The organism is Bacillus silvicola (assembly GCF_050524305.1).
Classification (GTDB): Bacteria; Bacillota; Bacilli; order Bacillales; family Bacillaceae_G; genus Bacillus_A; species Bacillus_A cereus_AT.
In genome coordinates this window covers 849,618-868,631 of the sequence record NZ_JBNGVC010000012.1, presented here as the reverse complement: position 1 = coordinate 868,631, position 19,014 = coordinate 849,618, and the positions used below count along the sequence as shown (strand labels likewise).

The following is a 19,014-nucleotide window of genomic DNA, read 5'->3' as shown; positions in this document are numbered from 1 at the left end:
TATGGAAAAATCAATCAAACTCGTTTTCTCTTTATGTATGACCCTAATGCTTCTGTTAAGTTTTTCGACAGGGGCTTTTGCTAATCGGACACTCCTTATTGATGGATTGCCTAAAACGCCATACCGCTATGGTGTAGGTGCATATGAGGGTGTTGTAGCACATTCTACAGCAACACCAGAAGCGCCAGCTATTAACATTCAAAAATATGAGTCTCGTACATGGAGAAATGCATTTGTTCACTATGCAGTCGATTGGGACGAAACAATCCAAATTGCTGATACAAAATACATTGCTTATGGTGGGGGTCCTGCTGCTAATAAACGATTTGTACATGTTGAGTTATGCGAAACAGCGGACTATACAAAATTCAAACGCAGCTATGATAAATATGTGAAGTTGCTTGCTAAAATCCTTCGTGATCGTGGTTTGTCTGTAGAAAAAGGATTGTGGACGCATAGAGATGTAACGCATCATCTCGGCGGTACAGATCATGAAGACCCCCTTGATTACTTAAAGTCTCATGGCGTTTCAGAAGCTCAATTTAGAGCAGACGTACAACGAGCATACAATAATTCTAGTGTAGATGTTTCTATTCCTGAGAAGCCATCTAAACCAGCAGAAGTACCGACAGCAGTAACAGACGGAATTGCTTATATTGAAGGTTACAACGTCAATTTACGTAAAGGGCCAGATACAAGTTATTCTAAGATTCGTCAGTTAAATAAACCAGAATCTTATGTTGTCGGGGCTGAAAAGGATGGTTGGTTGAATCTTGGTGGAGATCAGTGGATTAAGAACGATCCATCATATATTCGCTTTGAAAAGGAAGGTCAAACAAACCTCTCCTCTGTAGCAGGAAAACGAGTGGAATCCAAAGTAAACGGGCTAAATTTCCGCAATCGTCCTTCTTGGAGTAGTGAAGATGTAGTGGGTACTGTGGATGCTGGTTATGGATTTACCGTTGATGAGAAAATCATTGTGGATGGCTCGCCACAATACAAAGTACACAATAGCAAAGGCGCAGCATACTATGTTACAGCAAATGAAGCCTTTGTATGTGTGAAGTAAAAGCAGAAAAAGAGTATGCCTGACCAGGGCGTACTCTTTTTCCTTTGGTTTCCCTTGAACCTGTTAAATATATATGCAAAAAAATTACATCATATAACCTCAAATCAGCAAAAAAAGTCGTTAAATAATTATCAGCAAGAGCATCTTAGAGTGAAAGATACTCTAATTGTATTAAACTGTTGGTGATTCTCTGAACATTTTAGCATATGCTCATGATTTGTAGAATGTTTTTATGAAATCAAAATTTAAATAAACTGACCGGATATGCTAGAGATCGAGTGCTATAAATTTTGGATTGTACATACAAGGTTTACTTAATAGCTATACCGAAAGGCCTGTTACCAACAGAAATTGTATCAACAACAGCGTTTGTAGCCGTATCAATAACAGATACAGTAGTACCCCCTACATTTGTCACATAAGCAAAAATCCCATTCGATTTATATGCAATTGCAACTCCGTCTGGTGTAGTCCCAACAGAAATAGGGGAACCAACCAGTGTATTCGTAGCGGTATCAATGACAGACACCGTATTATCATGAAAATTTGTTACATAAGCAAAAATCCCGCTAGATGTATTTGCAATCGCGATTCGCGTTGGCTGACTTCCAACAGAAATAGGGGAACCAACCAGTGTATTCGTAGCGGTATCAATGACAGACACCGTATTATCATTTAAATTTGTTACATAAGCAAAAATCCCGCTAGCAGTATTTGCAATCGCTATCCCAATTGGTACATTTCCAACAGAAATAGGAGAACCAACTAGTGTATTCGTAGCAGTATCAATGACGGATACCGCATTATCAACATCAAGTACTACATAAGCAAAAACCCCATTCGATTTATATGCAATTGCAATTCCAATTGAATCAACCCCACCAGAATTAAAAGAACCAACCAGTGTATTCGTAGCGGTATCAATGACAGATATCGTATTATTATTGAAACTTGTCACATAAGCAAAAACCCCATTTGATTTATATGCAATTGCGATTCCATTTGGTTCAGTCCCAACAGAAATAGGGGAACCAACCAGTGTATTCGTAGCGGTATCAATGACAGAGACCGTATTATCACCGAAATTTGTTACATAAGCAAAAATTCCGCTAGATGTATTTGCAATCGCGATTTGCGTTGGCTGACTTCCAACAGGGATAGGAGAACCAACAACGGTATTTGTGGTAGTATCAATGACAGAGACCGTATTATCATTTGAATTTGTCACATATGCAACTCTTCCTGGTCCAGTCGGCCCAGTTGGTCCAGTCGGCCCAGTTGGTCCAGTCGGCCCAGTTGGTCCAGTCGGCCCAGTTGGTCCAGTCGGCCCAGTTGGTCCAGTCGGCCCAGTTGGTCCAGTCGGCCCAGTTGGTCCAGTCGGCCCAGTTGGTCCAGTCGGCCCAGTTGGTCCAGTCGGCCCAGTTGGTCCAGTCGGCCCAGTTGGTCCAGTCGGCCCAGTTGGTCCAGTCGGCCCAGTTGGTCCAGTCGGCCCAGTTGGTCCAGTCGGCCCAGGTGTACAAGCCAAACAAGCTATATAACCAACAAAGAGTGATTGTAATTGCTGTGCTAGACCTAGTAAATGCAATTGTTGTCCTGAAGGCAATGCTGATACCACTTTATTTAATACCACTTCAAGTTCTTGTAATGCTTTGATGGTGTCACAGCATGAAAATGGATTTGCGTTTAATTGAGTTATCACCGCATTAGCTGCATCTTGTAATTCCAGTTTTAAACTCGAACTAATAGGTGCAGTTGTGCTCCATATTAATAAATCATTCAATGCGTTTTCGATTTGTGTGATGGTTTGTTGGGATGGGGGACAGAAACATCCAGGAGGAAAAGCTGCTACGAGTTCTTCTAGAATATCGTCTAAGTCCTTTTTCTTTTGAAGAGAATTATCTGCAGATTGTGCTTTTGCACGTTTGCCTAAAAGTTTTTGTAGATAGTTTTCCTTTTTACTTTGTTTGTCCAAATTTCATTCATCCTTTCTGATATGTTGTTCTATTGAAATAATAGTGAGATATATTGATATCTCTTTTACAGGATATACAAAATAGAAGAGAAAAGTGTGGGCTTTTCCAAAAATGGACATTTAACATTAGCAAATACGTTTTTGAGATAAATAACATGTACTTTTATGAATGATTTTTTACGAGCTGATATAGGCATAGTTGCTTCTGTAGATGTAGGAGAAGGATTTACAATTGATGCGAAGGTAAATGTAAGTGGATCACCACAATTTAAAGTGCACAACAAAGGGCAAACATATTATGTAACTACAAATGGAGCTTATGTGTATGTGAAGTAAACTCATCTCACTCCAACAATTCGTTCGCATAGAAAGGAGCATCTTTCCAAAGAAGGAGAGATGCTCCTTTTCTTATTATAGTCTAAGTGTCTTTTTAATGTATGCTACATAATCATATTTTACGACCATAAGCACATAGGAAGAATAGTTTCCAACTTATTTTTTCTGAGTATGGGGTTATACTAATCGCTGTACGATCAAAATCTATTCTTATTCTACTCCAACTGCATCATATGCTAATATCACAGCATTCACTTCAGCTGACGTGGAACCATATAAGTCAGCTGCGGCTTGCACAAGTGCTGCACGAGCTTGACTAAATGTTGTAGATTCAGTGAAATATGTTGTATTTGCACGGTAATAAATTTTTCCAAGCTTATCTTTTCCAATACCAGGAACTGTCACACCGTAGCTCGTTCCACCTTCTGCTAGAAGATATGCGGCTTTGTTAATAATACCACTGTTCGTATGAACTCCACCATTATCATCTGTACCTGTGTAGCGATCTGCGTAGTTGTCAGGATCACCGTATTTCGTTGGATCGCTCATCGAGCGTAGCGCATCACCTGGTGTATTTGGTGTATACACATCTTCTCCGATTTCATAATTCCCTTTATTCCCTTTATAAGAAAACTCGATTAATGTTCCAAAAATATCTGATATTGCTTCATTTAAAGCACCTGGTTCATCCTGATAGGTAAGATTTGAAGTGCGTTCCGTCACTGCATGTGTTAATTCATGACCAATCACATCTATTCCACCAGATAAAGCAGTAAACATTGTGCCATCTCCATCTCCATATACCATTTCTGTTCCATCCCAGAATGCATTATCATAATTTTGATCGTAATGTACAGTAGATTTTAGCGCTGCGCCATTATTGTCATATGAATTACGATTAAATGCTTTTTTATAATAATCATATACGACACCAGCATAAAAGTGGGCATCTACCGCTGCTCTATCAGATGCTGTTGTATAGTGATTTGTTTTCTCTACCCATAAAGAACCAGGTAATGATGTAAGATTCTTGGCATTGTATGTGAAAATCCCGTTACCTCGTGTATTGTCTTGTAAATAATATCCGTTGGTGTTTTTTACCATATTCAATGCTTTCGTATCCCCAAGTACACCAATTCCAGTACCTGTTGTAGCTGTCCCAGTTATCGTTTTTAAGTCAGGAGATAGAGAGGTTTCTTGTATAGTGGTTGATTTATTACTATCTTTTTCTTTTTTTATTTTGGTAGGGTTTTGAATTTTATTATACTTGTTCAAAATCTTACCTGTTTTCGCTTCAATAAAATAATCATAGTTACCTGGTTTTGGGGAAAGGAAATGTAAACTTACTTGATATGCAAATGTAGCTGTTTTTTCATGTGTATATACCACTAATTGTACTTTTGGTTCCTGAGTATACGTTGGTGTGTACCCTAAATCTTTTTGAACTATGGATACTATTTCCTTTTCATTTTGTTTTGATACAGCATTTAAATTGGCTTGTTTATCTAAGTCTGGAATAACTGATCCTGATACTACTGTTAATACCCCTTGTTTATTTACATGCCCCACTTGCGTGGAACCGAATACGGGAACTCCATTATACATTTGTTGTAATCGAACAATTGTATTGCCAAACTCATCTTTTTCTTGCGATATTATTTTAAAGGATGCTTCAGCAGATCCTTTTCCGAATTTATAGACGTTTTTGTTTGCATTGAAGTAATCTAGGACAATTGATTCTGGACTTTTGGAAGAAGGTTCTGTAAGTAGACCTGATTTAAATTCTGGTGATCCGATTTTTTTATTGAATTTTTCGGCTGATATCACATTAGATGGAAAGTTTTGAGGGTTATTCTTTGCGAACGCATGAGATATAGATAAACCACTTAATGCTACGCCTATCGTTACCATCAAAGCAATTTTTCTTTTTTTCATTCATATCCTCTCCTTTTTGGATGTATCTTACAACTTACTAACATGGTATACAGGTAACTGAGATGCAACTGTAAAAAACAATCGCAATATACATAGTCATGCATGAAAAATAGTACTCTTAAACATATGCGATGGAGAGGGAGATATTCTACAATTTTAATCTTTTAATGTCCGCACATAAAGAAACGGGGATTAAAAGTTTTTCATGTTCAATCCATTATGCATTATCGCTAAGGAAGTTTTTTTGCAGGGTACTCCAATATTTACAACAAGGAGCATTTTTTTCTAAGGGAGGAATGCTCCCTGTTGTATTCGTTTTTCTGTTCTAAAAGTATCTGTTTTATCTAATAAATCTGTCTTTTGTTGATAAATATAGAATAGATCCACATGATGTGGATTTAATATGTTAATTATGAGATCATATTAATGTTAAAAAGTAATGAAGGGGATGAAATTCATGACTACACCAATATTAGACCAGATTCTTAATGCAATTATACACTTCTTACATCTTCCACGTTGCTAAACTAGGTATGTGTACAGTAAGGATAGCAAAAAAACATCTTCCTGAGGGAGATGTTTTTTTATATAGTTTATGGTGTCGATATAATTGTATGTAGTACAACTATAGAATATATTAACAAATTGGCTATGTCACTCTTCACAAACACAGCTATTCAATATGCTACGAAAGCTGTTGTCTATATCGCCCGATCTTTCACAACGTGTTAGATTGTATAAAATAAGTTTTTCACATCCTACATCTTTTTTTATTGTTCAATTACTGTTGCACTAATTTTAGGCATTCCTGTTTTATCTTTTTCATCGTAGGCGCCATAAATCGTTACTGTTGAACCTTTAGATATTTTTAATCCGCTTTTGAGTGTTATTTCATTTTCGTTTAATTGCACACCACTTTGTGCAATTTGAATAGTGTACATACCTTTTCCATCATTTTCATTTGTACTTATGACAAAAGAAGGTAGCGCTGAAGATTTAAGTAATAAATCTACCGTTCCCGTAGCTTTAAGTCTTTTTCCTTTTTCGTATTGATCCCCATTTGCTTTAACAAAACTAACTTTTTCAGCATCTTGCTTTATCTTCTTATTTAATTCATCCTGAGATGTTAAATCTTTTTTAGTTTCTTGTTGAGATTTGACGTTTGTTTTTTCGCTTGATTCATTTTGTTTGGAAGAATCACAAGCTGTTAGACCTAAAAATAGGGTACTTCCGACACAAAGACTTATAAGTTTTTTATACATTTTCATTATCCTCCTCTATCCAAATTTCTTCCATGTGCAATTTTAATTCTTTTGCAATTTTGTAAGCTGTAAGAAAACTAGGGAGCGTCGTGTTATTAACAAGGGAGCTCATTGTAGTTTGACTAATTCCAATAAGATTTGAAAATTCCTTTTGACGTATTTCTCTTTCAGCAAAAATAACACGAAGTTTACATTTTAATCGCACAATATCACCTCTTTAATTATATACAATTCGCATATGGAAATGTGTCCTCCTTTAATTTAATCAACGAACATTTAGAAAAGTTTAAATGGACAGGCAATATAACTCCTTCTAAGTCATATACCTATATCAAGACCACGAGGAATACCAAGTGGAACTAGGGACATCAAAAGGGGAGATGGTTACATGCGTTGGCAGTATAACCACTTGAACACAACACCATATCTACATCCTTCAAAAGAATTAAAGGGTATGTACAATGAATCAAGATCAAGAGCAGAAACAGAATCAATTATGAATCACATGAAAAATCATGAAGTGTTTAATAACAAGGAGTATAAAAGATATTTCAGTTTATCACAGGTTATCGAAGAGGATCTATACGGTGAGGAAGAAGATGTTTTAAACTGGGAAATTCTAATGGATTGTTATGATGTCGTCCTTACAAGAAAAGGTATTTCATTTCGTGAAAAGGAAGAGGAGGAATAATCATGACACTTGCAGGAGAAGCGATAATTATTTGGACGGCAACAGGCCTGTCAGTAATAGCGATGAAGGCAGCAGAAAAAATGGGGAAGAGTGTTCCATATTGGCTTCCACGCATCACATTGTACACAACGCTCACAGGCTCGTTCTTATATCTTCTACGTTATGTTCTAGTTATGTTTCTATGAAGGAATACAACGTGGAAGGGCGGGACAACAGGGAAGGCATAAGAAAATGCCCGTCCCGTTATATTCCAAAAGAGTGCAATGATATCCTTATAGGATATTTAAGGGGGAATGTTTATGTTGGAGTTACTAATGGTTCCTACAGCAGCATTAACTTACGCATTAATAAGTGATAAGTTCAAACGGAAAGATGATGATAAAAGGAAGATTCAGGTCTTTTTTGAAGTAAGCGGAATCGCTATTAAAAGAGAAGATAAACTACATTACCCAAAGTTTCAAAAACAAGTCGATGATGATCGCAGCACAACATATGTTTACACATTACCTGTAGGTATGCCGAGTAAAATTATTCAGAAGGTCGAGGATGTTGTGAGTGAGGGGTTAAATAAACCTGTTAGGATTGATTATGATAACTATAAATTAAGCATTCGAGTATTGTCGGTTATAAATAAAAGAGAAAAAAGCGCGGATATTAAAGGTGAGTGAATGTGGCCAAAAACAGATCAAAAAAAATCAGTGGTCATATATATAAGAAGAGAGTGGCATATAAAATGCGCACTCTCTTTTGACCACATAAACCACATTGACCACAACTTGTACCACATTTATTATATACTTTATGTCCATTTTGTCTAAAATAGAAAATATAGCTGGACAAAAACGCACGTTTTAACACATAATGGACACAATGCTTCTTTAGAGGTGTAAAGAAAAAACATTGACAAATATAAAATGGCTAGCTATAATTTTGTTTGTTGCCTTGAGGTGATATGATATGAAATGGTCCATCCATCAATTGAATAAATTGAGAAATAAAGGATTGACATTGAATGAAATGGTAGATGTAAGTGAGCTAAAAGAGGTCGAGAAAGATATTCGTGAAATTAATCCCGTTCATGTAACAGGAAGAGTTGATTTTGGCTCCGGTAAGTTTACGTTTCATCTACATATAACTGGAAGCATGGTTTTACCATGTTCTCGCTCTTTAGTAGATGTGACATTACCATTTGACATTAAAACAACTGAGGTGTTCCAAACTTCAGAAGAAGAATTTGAAACAGAAGCTGAAATTCATTGTTTAGAAGGAGAAGTACTTGACTTACTGCCCGTAATCAAGGAAAATATACTTTTGGAGATTCCAATGCAAATTTTCAGTGATGATGTTTCTGGTGGAGCACCGATGCAAGGTCAAGACTGGCAAGTGATTTCGGAAGAAAACAAAGAAAAGACTGTTGATCCAAGATTAGCAGGACTTGCAAAGTTTTTTGACAAATAATCGGAAGACTGGTTTAGGCCTTCATATGAAAATAACTATTTCTTTTAAGGAGGTGGGAAGAATGGCTGTACCTTTTAGAAGAACTTCTAAAACAGTAAAAAGAAAGCGTCGTACGCATTTCAAATTATCAGTACCTGGTATGGTAGAGTGCCCAAGCTGTGGTGAAGCGAAATTAGCTCACCGTGTATGTAAAGCATGCGGTACTTACAAAGGTAAAGAAGTAATCAGCAAGTAATTGCGGGGAAATAAACGTAGAAGATATCTTCTGCGTTTATTTTTTTTGTCTTATTCTTTATTTGTTGTATTCTATCTTTTCTAGTAACTGCATATGCTTAATAAAAAATGCATAGGGAGGACTAGAGAGATGGCGACAACAAGACAAGATGCTTGGACTGATGATGAAGATTTGCTTCTGGCAGAAGTAGTACTCCGGCATATTCGTGAAGGTGGGACCCAACTGTCTGCTTTTAAAGAAGTGGGGAGACATTTGTCTCGTACACCTGCAGCTTGTGGATTTAGGTGGAATTCTTACGTTAGAAAGCAGTATAAAGAACGTATTGAAGAAGCAAAGCAACTTCGTAAGGTAGAAAATTATGAAGTGAAAGAGACAAAGGTATTAGAGCCGAAATCTATTACGTTGAATGATGTTATTGATTTCTTACGAAATTATAAAGATGAAAACTCTTTAATGGTGTTGCAACAACAAATTGAATCGTTACAAACAGAGCGAGAACGTCTTCTGGAGCGATTATCAGTATATGAGGAAGAATATAGAACATTACTTGATTATATCGATCAAAAAAGAAGTGTAATGGTAGCGGAAAGAAATGGTGCTTGCTCGAATGGGAAATTAGAGAAGGTAAAGAAATAAAAAAACAGCTGTTACGCAGCTGTTTTTTTTTATTTCTTATGCAGATTCTCCATTTGTAACCGCATTCATATTTGTTTCTGGAAGCCAAATATAAAAATCGCCATCAGTTACTGATACTGGTTGGAAACTTAATTTATCCCAAAAACCAGCTGAATGGATACGTGCTATCGTTTTAATTGGGAATTTCAGTTGCTTCGCATAGTTAACAAGTATTTGTCCGAATCCTTGTTTTTGAAAAGTCGGTAACACTTCAAGTTTATAAAGTTCTAGGTAAGGTCCTGTAATTTCAAATGGTTCTCCGCCGTTCCTTTTCATGTATAGACTCATACGTGCGATTAGCGATCCTCCGTAATAAATACCGTAAAATGGAGATTCGCTATCATTTTCAATAATGTTTGCTTCTAATTCTTCCAACATGGATAGCTCTTGAGCTCCGCAACCTTTAAACTTTTTAAATTCATCTAATGTTTTATAATTGATGAGCAAGCGCTCAACTTTTGGGAATCCCATTACATCACATCCTTTTCATATCTTGTTGAATGCAGAAAAATTAAAATATTTATAATAATATTATAACTCATTTTTAAATTTTTATGAAGAAGATAGAATATTTCTTTCATTATTTTTTTGAGGATTTGCTAAACTAAGAGTAGAACTATGTATATAAGTAGTATATACATAGTGAAAGAAGAGGTTGCATTTGTTAAAAGATAATTTAATAAGCTGTAAAGGGGGAAGAGCAAGGGAACTTACATCACTTGTTTAATATAAGTTCCTTGTGTGAGGATGAAAATTGGAATTGTTGGACCAGGGGCTATTGGTCTCCTATATACATTTTATTTACAAAAAAACAATCAAGATGTTACGTTGTTTACAAGGACGGCTAAGCAGGCTGAGGAATTGAATGTAACAGGTGTAACTTGTATTAGAAATGGGGAAAGTGAAACGGTATTTCCAACTGTGTTACCGATAGAAAGTATGCGAGATGAGAAGTTGGATTATACATTTATTGCTGTAAAGCAGTATCATATAACTGACATATTACCTTTTGTGCAGGCTGAATCGTCATTAATCTTTTTGCAAAATGGAATGTCTCACCTTCACATTATGCAAAAATTAGGGAATGAACGTATAGCGGTTGGGATCGTGGAGCATGGTGCGAAAAAAGAAGGGCAACATACAGTTCATCATACTGGAATAGGTGTTACAAAGTTTGGTGTAGTGCGTGGTCAATCTAATGGTTTTGAAAAGGTGTTGAATCATTTTTATTCTCATTATTTTCCAATTCAAGTAGAAGATGATTGGAATGGGATTATGTGTAATAAATTAGTGGTGAATGTATGTATTAATCCACTGACCGCATTATTACGGGTTGAGAACGGAGAGTTAATTTCAAATCCGTTTTTTTATCAAATGATGGAGCAAGTATTTCAGGAAGTCGCATTTCTTATTAAAGAAGAGGACAAAAGAATGGTATGGAAAATGGTATGCCAAGTATGTGAAAAAACAGCTCGTAATACATCATCTATGTTAGCGGATGTAAGAGAGAATAGACAAACGGAAATTAATGCGATTGTCGGATACGTATTAGAAGAAGCGAAGGGACGACACCAATCCGTTCCGACACTTCAATTTTTGTATGATGCAATAAAAGGGATGGAATTATAAGTGTTTTTCTTTGCTTTTACGGGAAACATTGACTACAATGTGGGTTGGTGAGAGAACAGGATACGAAAGGGAGAATTATATGGAGATAAAAGAAATCTCTGTTCCACTACAAGGTGTTGTAGCGGACTATGTGAACGGTAAAAAAGAGATAGAGTCATGTTTTGACTATTTGTTAACAGAAGATGCTTTTAAACAGCGTTTACATGATTTACGTGAGAGAGAGTTTTTCCGTCAAGATTTAGTAACGCATTTATTAGAATATAATACACAATTGCAAGCGGGAGAATCTACAATTCAAAATATAAAAGCGCTTGAAGATGAAAATACATATGTAGTTATAGCTGGACAACAAGCTGGATTGTTAACTGGACCACTTTATACAGTGCATAAAGTCATTTCGATTTTACAGCTTGCAAAAGAAAAAGAAGAGAGCTTAGGGATTCGAGTTGTTCCGGTCTTTTGGATTGCTGGTGAAGATCATGATATGGATGAAATTAATCATACATTTGTAACGAAAAATAAAAAAATAAAAAAGACCATTTTTCATGATCGCCATCCGAAAAAAGCGAGTGCTTCTGAGTCAGAGCTTTCTATTGAAGACTGTAGAAAATGGATTGAAGAGATTTTTAAAACATATCCGGAAACGAACTTTACAAAGGATGTATTACAATTTGTTGAGGATGCTTTAGATAAATCGCATACATATGTAGATTTCTTTGCGCACCTTATTACAAAAATGTTCGTAAATTCTGGTTTAATTCTTGTAGATTCCCATCACCCTGCATTAAGAAAATTAGAAGTACCGTTTTTACAACAAATAATAAGTAAATATAAAGAAATTCAAGTAGGCCTTCATAATCAACAGGAAGTAATTAAGGAATTAGGATTTAAACCGATTATTGAAACGAAGGCAAATGCAGTACATATATTTATGGAAATTGATAATGAGCGAGTATTACTTGAAGAGAATCAGGGGAAGTTTATTGGGAAAGATGGAGTGCATTCATTTTCGTATGAAGAATTGATGGAAGAGATGGAAAGAAGTCCAGAACGTTTTAGTAATAATGTTGTAACGCGTCCTCTTATGCAAGAGTATGTGTTTCCTACGTTAGCGTTTATTGGTGGTCCGGGGGAGTTGGCTTATTGGAGTGAATTGCAACAAGTGTTTCATACTGTCGGTTTCCAAATGCCACCTGTCGTTCCTCGGCTTACGATTACTTATATGGAGCGAGATATAGCGACAGATTTATACGATTTAGATTTGCAAGAAATTGATCCATTTCTAAATAAAGTAGATAATTTGCGTGACAATTGGCTTTCTAATCAAATAGAGGAACCGATAGACGAACGATTTCTAGAAGCGAAAAAAGAAATAATGGATATTCATACATCATTACAACTATTCGTGAAAAAAATAGATCCAGGATTAAATGAGTTTGCAGGGAAAAATGAACTGAAAATTAATGAACAAATTGAACTGTTAGAAAAAATGTTGAAAAGAAATGTTGAGAAGAAGCATGAGGTTCAACTAAATAAATTCCGACGGGTGCAATTTGCGCTTCGTCCATTAGGAGCACCACAAGAACGTGTGTGGAATGTTTGTTATTATTTAAATCAATTCGGTCTTGATTTTGTGGACCAGGTAATGGAACAATCATTTTTGTGGGACGGAAAACATCATGTAATAAAACTATAGAATCTTGCTCTTTTGAGCAGGATTTTATTTTTATTCCGTTGAATTAACTGTGAAGTGAATTATTTCTGAATTATCTATCTTATATTGGTGTAATGAATCGCTATGTACCAGGTTTATATATATAACAAAATAGCACAAAATGTAAACGGATTAATATCTTTTTCGACAGGTTTTTGTTTAAATTCCCGCAAAAAATGATAAAATTTAGTATATAATAAAATAAAATAGCGATTTGTATAGCAGGCTACCTTGTTGGAAGTTAAATGAGTCGTTCTTTATTAGCATTTCATCCTCTAGTAGTAAATAATGTTTGTAGAGTGAGAAATGTATTTAACATAATTAATTGGAAAAAGAGTAGGTGCAGCAATGTTCAAACACGTAACAGTACTTTTGAAAGAAACAGTAGATGGCTTAGATATAAAGCCGAGTGGTACATATGTAGATTGTACACTGGGTGGAGGAGGACATAGTTCTTATTTATTATCCCAGCTAACAGATGGTGGAAAATTAATAGCATTTGATCAAGATGAAATAGCGATTCAAAATGCAAAGGAAAAATTTTCTTCTTATGGTGAACAATTTATAACAGTGAAGAGCAACTTCCGTTATTTATCTGAAAAACTACATGAATTAGGTATCACAGAAGTAGACGGGATTTTATTCGATTTAGGTGTTTCATCCCCACAATTAGATACACCAGAGCGTGGCTTTAGTTATCATCATGATGCACCGTTAGATATGCGGATGGATCAAGATGCCCCATTAACAGCATATGATGTTGTAAACAGCTGGTCATATGAACAACTCGTAAGAATTTTCTTCCAATACGGCGAAGAAAAATTTTCAAAGCAAATAGTAAGGAAAATTGAAGCGTATCGCGAGAATAAGGCTATTGAAACGACAGGAGAATTAGTAGAATTAATTAAAGAAGGTATTCCAGCTCCGGCACGTAGAACAGGTGGACATCCTGCGAAGCGAGTATTCCAGGCGATTCGTATTGCTGTAAATGATGAATTAAAAGTATTTGAAGAGGCATTGGAGTCTGCAATTGATATGGTCAAGCCTGGTGGAAGAGTTAGTGTTATAACGTTCCATTCCTTAGAAGATCGTATTTGTAAAACGACGTTTAAGCGAAATAGCACAACGCCACAATTACCACCGGGACTACCTATTATTCCGGATGAATTTAAACCGAAATTAAAGCTTATTACAAGAAAACCGATTTTACCTTCTGACATTGAATTAGAAGAAAATAATCGAGCGCGTTCTGCGAAGTTGAGAATCGCTGAAAAACGATAAAAAGGAGAGAGAGGTATGACTAATTTAGCTGTAAAGTATAAACAACAGGCGCAAGAAGAGGTAACAATTCAAACGCCGCCACAGCAGATGGTTAAGCCAAAAGTTAAAGCGAAAATTACAAGAATTGAAAAGCTATTGTATGTAACGTTTATTGGGTTTTTATTATATGCTTGTGTAGCTTTTATTGGGAATAAAGCGGGTCTTTATCAAGTGAATGTAGAAGCAGCGACAATAGAAGAACAAATTGTGAAAAAACAAAAGGAAAATCAAGAATTGCAGGCTGAAGTAGAGAAGTTAAGTCGTTATGAGCGTATCGCTGAAGTTGCAAAAAAACACGGGCTAGAAATTAATGCGAATAACGTGAAAGGCCTAAAGTAAGGCAAATAGGTGTGAAGAAAAGATGAAGAGAAATATGACCAAATTTCATACCAATAAGGGAGCAGGTTATTTTATGATATTTTTCCTCCTGCTCTTTTTGCTGTTATTAGCCCGATTTTTTTACATACAAGTAACAGGAACAGTGGACAATCATGATTTAAAGAAACTTGCTGAGCAGAAACATAGTAAAAAGGGAGTTCTCGAAGCGAATCGAGGAACCATTTATGATCAAAATGGTCATGTCCTAGCGCAAGATGCAAATTCTTATAAACTTGTAGCCGAGTTAAAAGGAGCCAACGCCGTTAAGGATAAAGAGGATACTGCAAAGAAAATTGCAGGAGTACTCGGAAAAGATGAAGATAAAATTTTAGCTACTTTAAATAAAGAAGGCAAAAGTCAAGTGGAATTTGGAACATTGGGTAAGGACTTGACGAAAGAAAAGAAAGAACAAATAGAAGCATTGAAATTGCCGGGAATATCTTTTATTACCGAAAATGCGAGAGTTTATCCAAACGGTGATTTCGCATCTTACGTCATAGGTCATGCGAAACCTGATGAAAATGGAATCTCAGTCGGTCAATTTGGCTTAGAAAAGAGTTTGGATAAATATTTAGGTGCTTCTAATGGTGAGGTAGCTTATACAGGTGACCGTAAAGGAGTATCTCTTGACGGTGGGAAAGTGAATGTAAAGGCACCTAAAAATGGAGATAATGTGTATTTAACGCTTGATCAACGTATTCAAAGTTATTTAGAAGACGCAATGAAAGAAGCGAGTAAACATTATGAACCAGAAAATTTAATAGGGATTGTTGCGGATCCGAAGACAGGGAAAATATTAGCGATGTCTAGTAAACCTAGTTATGACCCTAATGATCGTCAAATTAAATATTTCTTCAACGACGCCATTGCAAATGCGTTTGAACCGGGATCAACAATGAAGATTTTCACATTAGCGGCGGCCATTAATGAAGGTGTATACAATGGGCAAGATTTTTATCAGTCTGGTACATATCAAGTTGGTAATCGCAAAATAAAAGATCATAACGGCGGCGCTGGATGGGGTTCTATTACTTTTGATGAAGGGGTAGAGCGATCTTCAAACGTAGCGTTCGCAATTTTAGGGGATCAAAAACTTGGTGCAGAGCGTTTTCGAAAATATATTCACAGTTTTGGATTAGATGAGAAAACAAACATTGATTTATCTGGTGAAGGGTCAAATACAATTTTATTTGATCAACAAATACAACAAGTAACAACGGCATTTGGACAAGGTTCTACAGTTACACCAATTCAACTTGTACAAGCTGCAACAGCGATTGCAAATGATGGTAAAATGATGAAACCTTATACAGTTGATAAAATTGTGGATCCAATAACAGGTAAAGTACAGTTAGAGCATAAACCAGAAGAAGTAGGAAAACCTGTTACCAAAGAGACAGCCGTGCAAGTAAGACAATTACTAGAACGTGTTGTTACATCACCGAAAGGAACAGGGACTGCATATAAAATTGATGGCTATTCAGTCGGTGGTAAAACAGGTACAGCACAAATTCCTGACGGGAAAGGTGGCTATATGACAGGAAGAGAGAATTATATATTCTCATTCTTAGGTATGGCACCGATGGACGATCCACAACTTGTTGTGTATGTGGCCGTTAAACAGCCGAAATTAAAAGATGATGAAAACGGGGCTAAACCTTTAGCTGATATCTTTAAATATGTAACGAAAAATAGTTTAGAGTATTTAAAGATTAAGCCAAATGAAGTAAAGGATCCGAAGAAATATGTGAAAGAGCAACAAACTGTCGTTCCTGATGTAACAGGAAAAACGATGGATGAAGCGAAAAAAGCAATTGATAAAGCAAAACTTCGTCCAATTGTATTAGGTGAAGGGAAAGTACAGCAGCAAGTGCCAAAAGCAACTGAACAAACATTAAAAGGTGATCGAGTCTTCTTAGTAGGAGATAAGCCTACAATGCCAAATATACAGGGATGGGCACTGCGTGATGTTATGAATTTAGCAAAAACATTAAAGCTTAACTTAAAACCTTCTGGTACAGGATATGTAACGGAACAAAGTGTGGCGGAAGGAACATTGTTGCAACCTGGTACAGAACTAGGTGTAACACTCGTACCACCACTTGAGCCACAGCAAGAAGCGGAAAAGCCATAATGGTAATAGGGAAGAAGTTCTAATTAAATAAGTACAAGCATATATTGGAACAAGCTAGGCGTAAGGGAGGCTTGTTCCAATATGCGTGTATCAAATGTAACAGTTAGGAAACGACTTATTTTTATACTTATATCGGGTATACTCATTTTCACCATCATCGATATTCGTCTTGGATATGTGCAATTTTTTCTTGGAAATATGTTAACAGATCGTGCGAAGGATTCATGGAGTCGTAATATTACTTTTGAACCAGAGCGAGGGAAGATTTTAGATCGAAATGGTGTGGAGCTTGCTACGAATAAAAGTGCACCGACCGTCTTTGTTGTGCCGAGGCAAATTGAAAAACCAGCAGAGACTGCAGAGAAGTTAGCTGCAGTATTAGGTGTGGAAAAAGATGATATTTATACGCGGATTACAAAAAAAGAGTCGATTGTAAGGCTTGATAAAGGCGGAAGGAAAATATCGCATGACAAAGCGAAAGAAGTACGCGGATTAAGTTTAAAGGGTGTGTATATCGCTGAGGATTCTATCCGGTACTATCCATTCGGTAATTTTTTATCACACGTATTAGGATTTGCGGGCAGTGATAATCAAGGGCTTATGGGACTAGAGAAATATTATGATAAAGAGTTAAATGGCGATAAAGGTCATGTGCGATTTTTTGCAGATGCGAAAGGACAGAGAATGCCTAACGTTGGAGATGATTTCAAAAAACCAGAAGCCGGCTTGAATTTAGGGTTAACAATTGATGCCCGCATTACGAGGATTATGGAAAGAGAAATGAATATTGCAGAATCGACGTATAATCCCGACGGTATGATAGCAATTGCAATGAATCCGAAAAATGGTGAAATTTTAGGTATGTCAAGTCGGCCAAGTTTTGATCCAGCAGATTTTCAAAGTGTTTCTCCGGAAGTATATAACAGAAACTTACCTGTATGGAGTACGTATGAGCCAGGGTCAACATTTAAGATTATTACATTAGCTGCAGCCTTGAATGAAAATTTAGTAGACTTAGAGAAAGATACGTTTTATGATGATGGGGCAGCTGAAGTTGGTGGAGCTAGATTGCGATGTTGGAAAGCTGGAGGCCATGGTAGCCAAACGTTTTTAGAGGTAGTTCAAAACTCTTGTAACCCAGGATTTATTGAACTCGGTGATCGTCTTGGTAAAGATCGATTGTTTAAATACATTCGCAATTTTGGGTTTGGACAGAAGACCGGAATTGATTTACAAGGTGAAGGTAGCGGGATTTTATTTAATTTAGATAAAGTTGGTCCAGTCGAGCAAGCGACGACTTCATTTGGGCAAGGTGTTTCTGTTACACCGATTCAACAAGTAGCAGCTGTGGCGGCCGCTGTAAATGGTGGAACTTTGTATCAGCCATATATAGCGAAAGAATTTATTGATCCGAAGAATAATCAAGTTGTCAGCAAAAAGACACCTGTTGCGAAAAGGGAAGTTATTTCCAAGGAAACTTCAGAGAAAGTTCGTTACGCATTAGAGAATGTTGTAGCGAAAGGTTCTGGTAAAGGAGCTTATATTGATGGATATCGTGTAGGTGGAAAAACTGGAACTGCTCAAAAGGTAAAAGACGGAAAATATTTAGATAATAACTATATTGTATCATTTATCGGTTTTGCTCCAGCCGACGATCCGCAAATTGTTGTTTATGTAGCTGTGGATAACCCAAAAGGAGTCACTCAATTTGGTGGAGTTGTAGCAGCACCTATTGTTGGGAATATTCTTCGTGACGCACTTCCTGTAATGGGAGTGGAACCGAGAAAAGAGCAAGTTGAGAAAGAATATAAATGGGGCGATACACCAACTGTGGAAGTTCCGAATTTAATTGGTATGAAAAAGAAAGATTTACAAACGCAACTTGTAGACTTGAAGCTTGATATAAGTGGTGATGGTGGGAAAGTAATTAAACAATCACCAGAAGCAGGAGCTAAAGTAAAAGAGGGTTCAAAAGTTAGAATTTACTTCGGGAATTAAAGGTAACTGATTGTGTTTTATGGTACAATTGGTGGAAGTGAGTTTTTTATAAGAAAATTGCTTTATTTGAGACGATATGTGTCTCATTAATAAATAAATCTATTGATTAGACTATAGTAGCACTTACCTCCTATTTTTATATAACTAGGAGGTAACGTGTTACTTGCTAAAATAAGAGATAAATAAACAATGTAGAGAGGGTTTAGTG

Annotated in this window: 18 protein-coding genes and 1 pseudogene; 14 read left to right on the top strand and 5 right to left on the bottom strand. The window is 36.4% G+C overall.

Annotated features, from left to right (window positions below):
• The first annotated feature begins 1 nt into the window (after position 1).
• Complete coding sequence (locus ACP6L7_RS16190; protein ID WP_430529314.1) at positions 2-1,069, top strand: N-acetylmuramoyl-L-alanine amidase; 1,068 nt, start codon at positions 2-4, stop codon at positions 1,067-1,069.
• A 310-nt stretch (positions 1,070-1,379) separates the two neighbouring features.
• On the opposite strand, the gene ACP6L7_RS16185 is transcribed toward ACP6L7_RS16190, so the two are convergent.
• Complete coding sequence (locus tag ACP6L7_RS16185) at positions 1,380-3,041, bottom strand: hypothetical protein (RefSeq protein WP_430529313.1); 1,662 nt, start codon at positions 3,039-3,041, stop codon at positions 1,380-1,382.
• A 165-nt stretch (positions 3,042-3,206) separates the two neighbouring features.
• Between ACP6L7_RS16185 and ACP6L7_RS16180 the strand changes: the two genes are divergently transcribed.
• The gene (locus ACP6L7_RS16180; RefSeq protein WP_430529312.1) at positions 3,207-3,377 is read left to right on the top strand and encodes an N-acetylmuramoyl-L-alanine amidase; all 171 of its coding nucleotides are present in this window, start codon (positions 3,207-3,209) and stop codon (positions 3,375-3,377) included.
• A gap of 210 nt (positions 3,378-3,587) precedes the next feature.
• Here ACP6L7_RS16180 and ACP6L7_RS16175 read toward each other — a convergent pair whose 3' ends face one another.
• The 3 genes from ACP6L7_RS16175 to ACP6L7_RS16165 form a co-directional block, all read right to left on the bottom strand.
• The gene (locus tag ACP6L7_RS16175) at positions 3,588-5,312 is read right to left on the bottom strand and encodes a M4 family metallopeptidase (RefSeq protein WP_430529311.1); all 1,725 of its coding nucleotides are present in this window, start codon (positions 5,310-5,312) and stop codon (positions 3,588-3,590) included.
• Between the two features lie 770 nt (positions 5,313-6,082).
• Positions 6,083-6,574 (bottom strand): hypothetical protein, encoded by a 492-nt coding sequence (locus ACP6L7_RS16170; RefSeq protein WP_430529310.1) that lies wholly within the window; start codon positions 6,572-6,574, stop codon positions 6,083-6,085.
• Entirely contained in the window at positions 6,567-6,779 is a 213-nt protein-coding gene (locus tag ACP6L7_RS16165; protein ID WP_001237240.1) for a helix-turn-helix transcriptional regulator, read from the bottom strand. Before ACP6L7_RS16165 ends, ACP6L7_RS16170 begins: the two co-directional genes overlap by 8 nt.
• 183 nt (positions 6,780-6,962) lie before the next feature.
• Between ACP6L7_RS16165 and ACP6L7_RS16160 the strand changes: the two genes are divergently transcribed.
• The 6 genes and pseudogenes from ACP6L7_RS16160 to ACP6L7_RS16135 all read left to right on the top strand — a co-directional run bounded on the left by ACP6L7_RS16160 (position 6,963) and on the right by ACP6L7_RS16135 (position 9,594).
• Complete coding sequence (locus tag ACP6L7_RS16160) at positions 6,963-7,265, top strand: hypothetical protein (protein ID WP_430529309.1); 303 nt, start codon at positions 6,963-6,965, stop codon at positions 7,263-7,265.
• 2 nt (positions 7,266-7,267) lie between these two features.
• Positions 7,268-7,450, top strand: a complete 183-nt coding sequence (locus ACP6L7_RS16155; RefSeq protein WP_430529308.1) for a hypothetical protein — start codon at positions 7,268-7,270, stop codon at positions 7,448-7,450.
• A 114-nt stretch (positions 7,451-7,564) separates the two neighbouring features.
• Positions 7,565-7,882: pseudogene (locus ACP6L7_RS16150) on the top strand (FtsK/SpoIIIE domain-containing protein); the annotation flags it as partial.
• 340 nt (positions 7,883-8,222) lie between these two features.
• Positions 8,223-8,723, top strand: a complete 501-nt coding sequence (locus ACP6L7_RS16145; protein ID WP_000872151.1) for a YceD family protein — start codon at positions 8,223-8,225, stop codon at positions 8,721-8,723.
• Positions 8,724-8,784: 61 nt separating this feature from the next.
• A complete protein-coding gene (gene rpmF / locus ACP6L7_RS16140) occupies positions 8,785-8,958 on the top strand; it encodes a 50S ribosomal protein L32 (protein WP_001984764.1) in 174 nt (57 codons plus the stop codon).
• 129 nt (positions 8,959-9,087) lie between these two features.
• Positions 9,088-9,594, top strand: a complete 507-nt coding sequence (locus ACP6L7_RS16135) for an RsfA family transcriptional regulator (RefSeq protein WP_097830901.1) — start codon at positions 9,088-9,090, stop codon at positions 9,592-9,594.
• A gap of 36 nt (positions 9,595-9,630) precedes the next feature.
• Here the strand turns inward: ACP6L7_RS16135 and ACP6L7_RS16130 are convergent, their stop codons facing one another.
• Positions 9,631-10,104 (bottom strand): N-acetyltransferase, encoded by a 474-nt coding sequence (locus ACP6L7_RS16130; protein ID WP_097830902.1) that lies wholly within the window; start codon positions 10,102-10,104, stop codon positions 9,631-9,633.
• A 270-nt stretch (positions 10,105-10,374) separates the two neighbouring features.
• On the opposite strand from ACP6L7_RS16130, the gene panE reads away from it, so the two are divergent.
• The 6 genes from panE (at position 10,375) to ACP6L7_RS16100 (ending at position 18,806) form a co-directional block, all read left to right on the top strand.
• On the top strand, positions 10,375-11,262 hold the full coding sequence (panE, locus tag ACP6L7_RS16125; RefSeq protein WP_097830903.1) for a 2-dehydropantoate 2-reductase: 888 nt from the start codon (positions 10,375-10,377) through the stop codon (positions 11,260-11,262).
• 79 nt (positions 11,263-11,341) lie between these two features.
• A complete protein-coding gene (gene bshC, locus ACP6L7_RS16120) occupies positions 11,342-12,958 on the top strand; it encodes a bacillithiol biosynthesis cysteine-adding enzyme BshC (protein WP_097830904.1) in 1,617 nt (538 codons plus the stop codon).
• A 366-nt stretch (positions 12,959-13,324) separates the two neighbouring features.
• Entirely contained in the window at positions 13,325-14,257 is a 933-nt protein-coding gene (gene rsmH / locus ACP6L7_RS16115) for a 16S rRNA (cytosine(1402)-N(4))-methyltransferase RsmH (protein ID WP_097830905.1), read from the top strand.
• 15 nt (positions 14,258-14,272) lie between these two features.
• The gene (gene ftsL / locus ACP6L7_RS16110) at positions 14,273-14,635 is read left to right on the top strand and encodes a cell division protein FtsL (protein WP_097830906.1); all 363 of its coding nucleotides are present in this window, start codon (positions 14,273-14,275) and stop codon (positions 14,633-14,635) included.
• Positions 14,636-14,657: 22 nt separating this feature from the next.
• Positions 14,658-16,808 carry a penicillin-binding protein gene (locus ACP6L7_RS16105; protein WP_097830907.1) on the top strand — a complete coding sequence of 717 codons (2,151 nt, stop codon included), beginning with the start codon at positions 14,658-14,660 and terminating at the stop codon, positions 16,806-16,808.
• An 81-nt stretch (positions 16,809-16,889) separates the two neighbouring features.
• Positions 16,890-18,806, top strand: coding sequence for a stage V sporulation protein D (locus tag ACP6L7_RS16100; RefSeq protein ID WP_002121911.1), 1,917 nt, complete (start codon positions 16,890-16,892; stop codon positions 18,804-18,806).
• The last annotated feature ends 208 nt before the right edge of the window (positions 18,807-19,014 follow it).

What these genes read in the sequence shown, in the direction of transcription:
- rsmH (WP_097830905.1), top strand. Translation starts at nt 13,325, where the DNA reads ATGTTCAAACACGTAACAGTACTTTTGAAAGAAACAGTAGATGGCTTA.
- ACP6L7_RS16135 (WP_097830901.1), top strand. Translation starts at nt 9,088, where the DNA reads ATGGCGACAACAAGACAAGATGCTTGGACTGATGATGAAGATTTGCTT.
- ACP6L7_RS16190 (WP_430529314.1), top strand. Translation starts at nt 2, where the DNA reads ATGGAAAAATCAATCAAACTCGTTTTCTCTTTATGTATGACCCTAATG.
- ACP6L7_RS16100 (WP_002121911.1), top strand. Translation starts at nt 16,890, where the DNA reads ATGCGTGTATCAAATGTAACAGTTAGGAAACGACTTATTTTTATACTT.
- ACP6L7_RS16105 (WP_097830907.1), top strand. Translation starts at nt 14,658, where the DNA reads ATGAAGAGAAATATGACCAAATTTCATACCAATAAGGGAGCAGGTTAT.
- rpmF (WP_001984764.1), top strand. Translation starts at nt 8,785, where the DNA reads ATGGCTGTACCTTTTAGAAGAACTTCTAAAACAGTAAAAAGAAAGCGT.
- ACP6L7_RS16175 (WP_430529311.1), bottom strand. Translation starts at nt 5,312, where the DNA reads ATGAAAAAAAGAAAAATTGCTTTGATGGTAACGATAGGCGTAGCATTA.
- ACP6L7_RS16130 (WP_097830902.1), bottom strand. Translation starts at nt 10,104, where the DNA reads ATGGGATTCCCAAAAGTTGAGCGCTTGCTCATCAATTATAAAACATTA.
- ACP6L7_RS16155 (WP_430529308.1), top strand. Translation starts at nt 7,268, where the DNA reads ATGACACTTGCAGGAGAAGCGATAATTATTTGGACGGCAACAGGCCTG.
- ACP6L7_RS16180 (WP_430529312.1), top strand. Translation starts at nt 3,207, where the DNA reads ATGAATGATTTTTTACGAGCTGATATAGGCATAGTTGCTTCTGTAGAT.
- ftsL (WP_097830906.1), top strand. Translation starts at nt 14,273, where the DNA reads ATGACTAATTTAGCTGTAAAGTATAAACAACAGGCGCAAGAAGAGGTA.
- ACP6L7_RS16170 (WP_430529310.1), bottom strand. Translation starts at nt 6,574, where the DNA reads ATGTATAAAAAACTTATAAGTCTTTGTGTCGGAAGTACCCTATTTTTA.
- bshC (WP_097830904.1), top strand. Translation starts at nt 11,342, where the DNA reads ATGGAGATAAAAGAAATCTCTGTTCCACTACAAGGTGTTGTAGCGGAC.
- ACP6L7_RS16145 (WP_000872151.1), top strand. Translation starts at nt 8,223, where the DNA reads ATGAAATGGTCCATCCATCAATTGAATAAATTGAGAAATAAAGGATTG.
- ACP6L7_RS16160 (WP_430529309.1), top strand. Translation starts at nt 6,963, where the DNA reads ATGCGTTGGCAGTATAACCACTTGAACACAACACCATATCTACATCCT.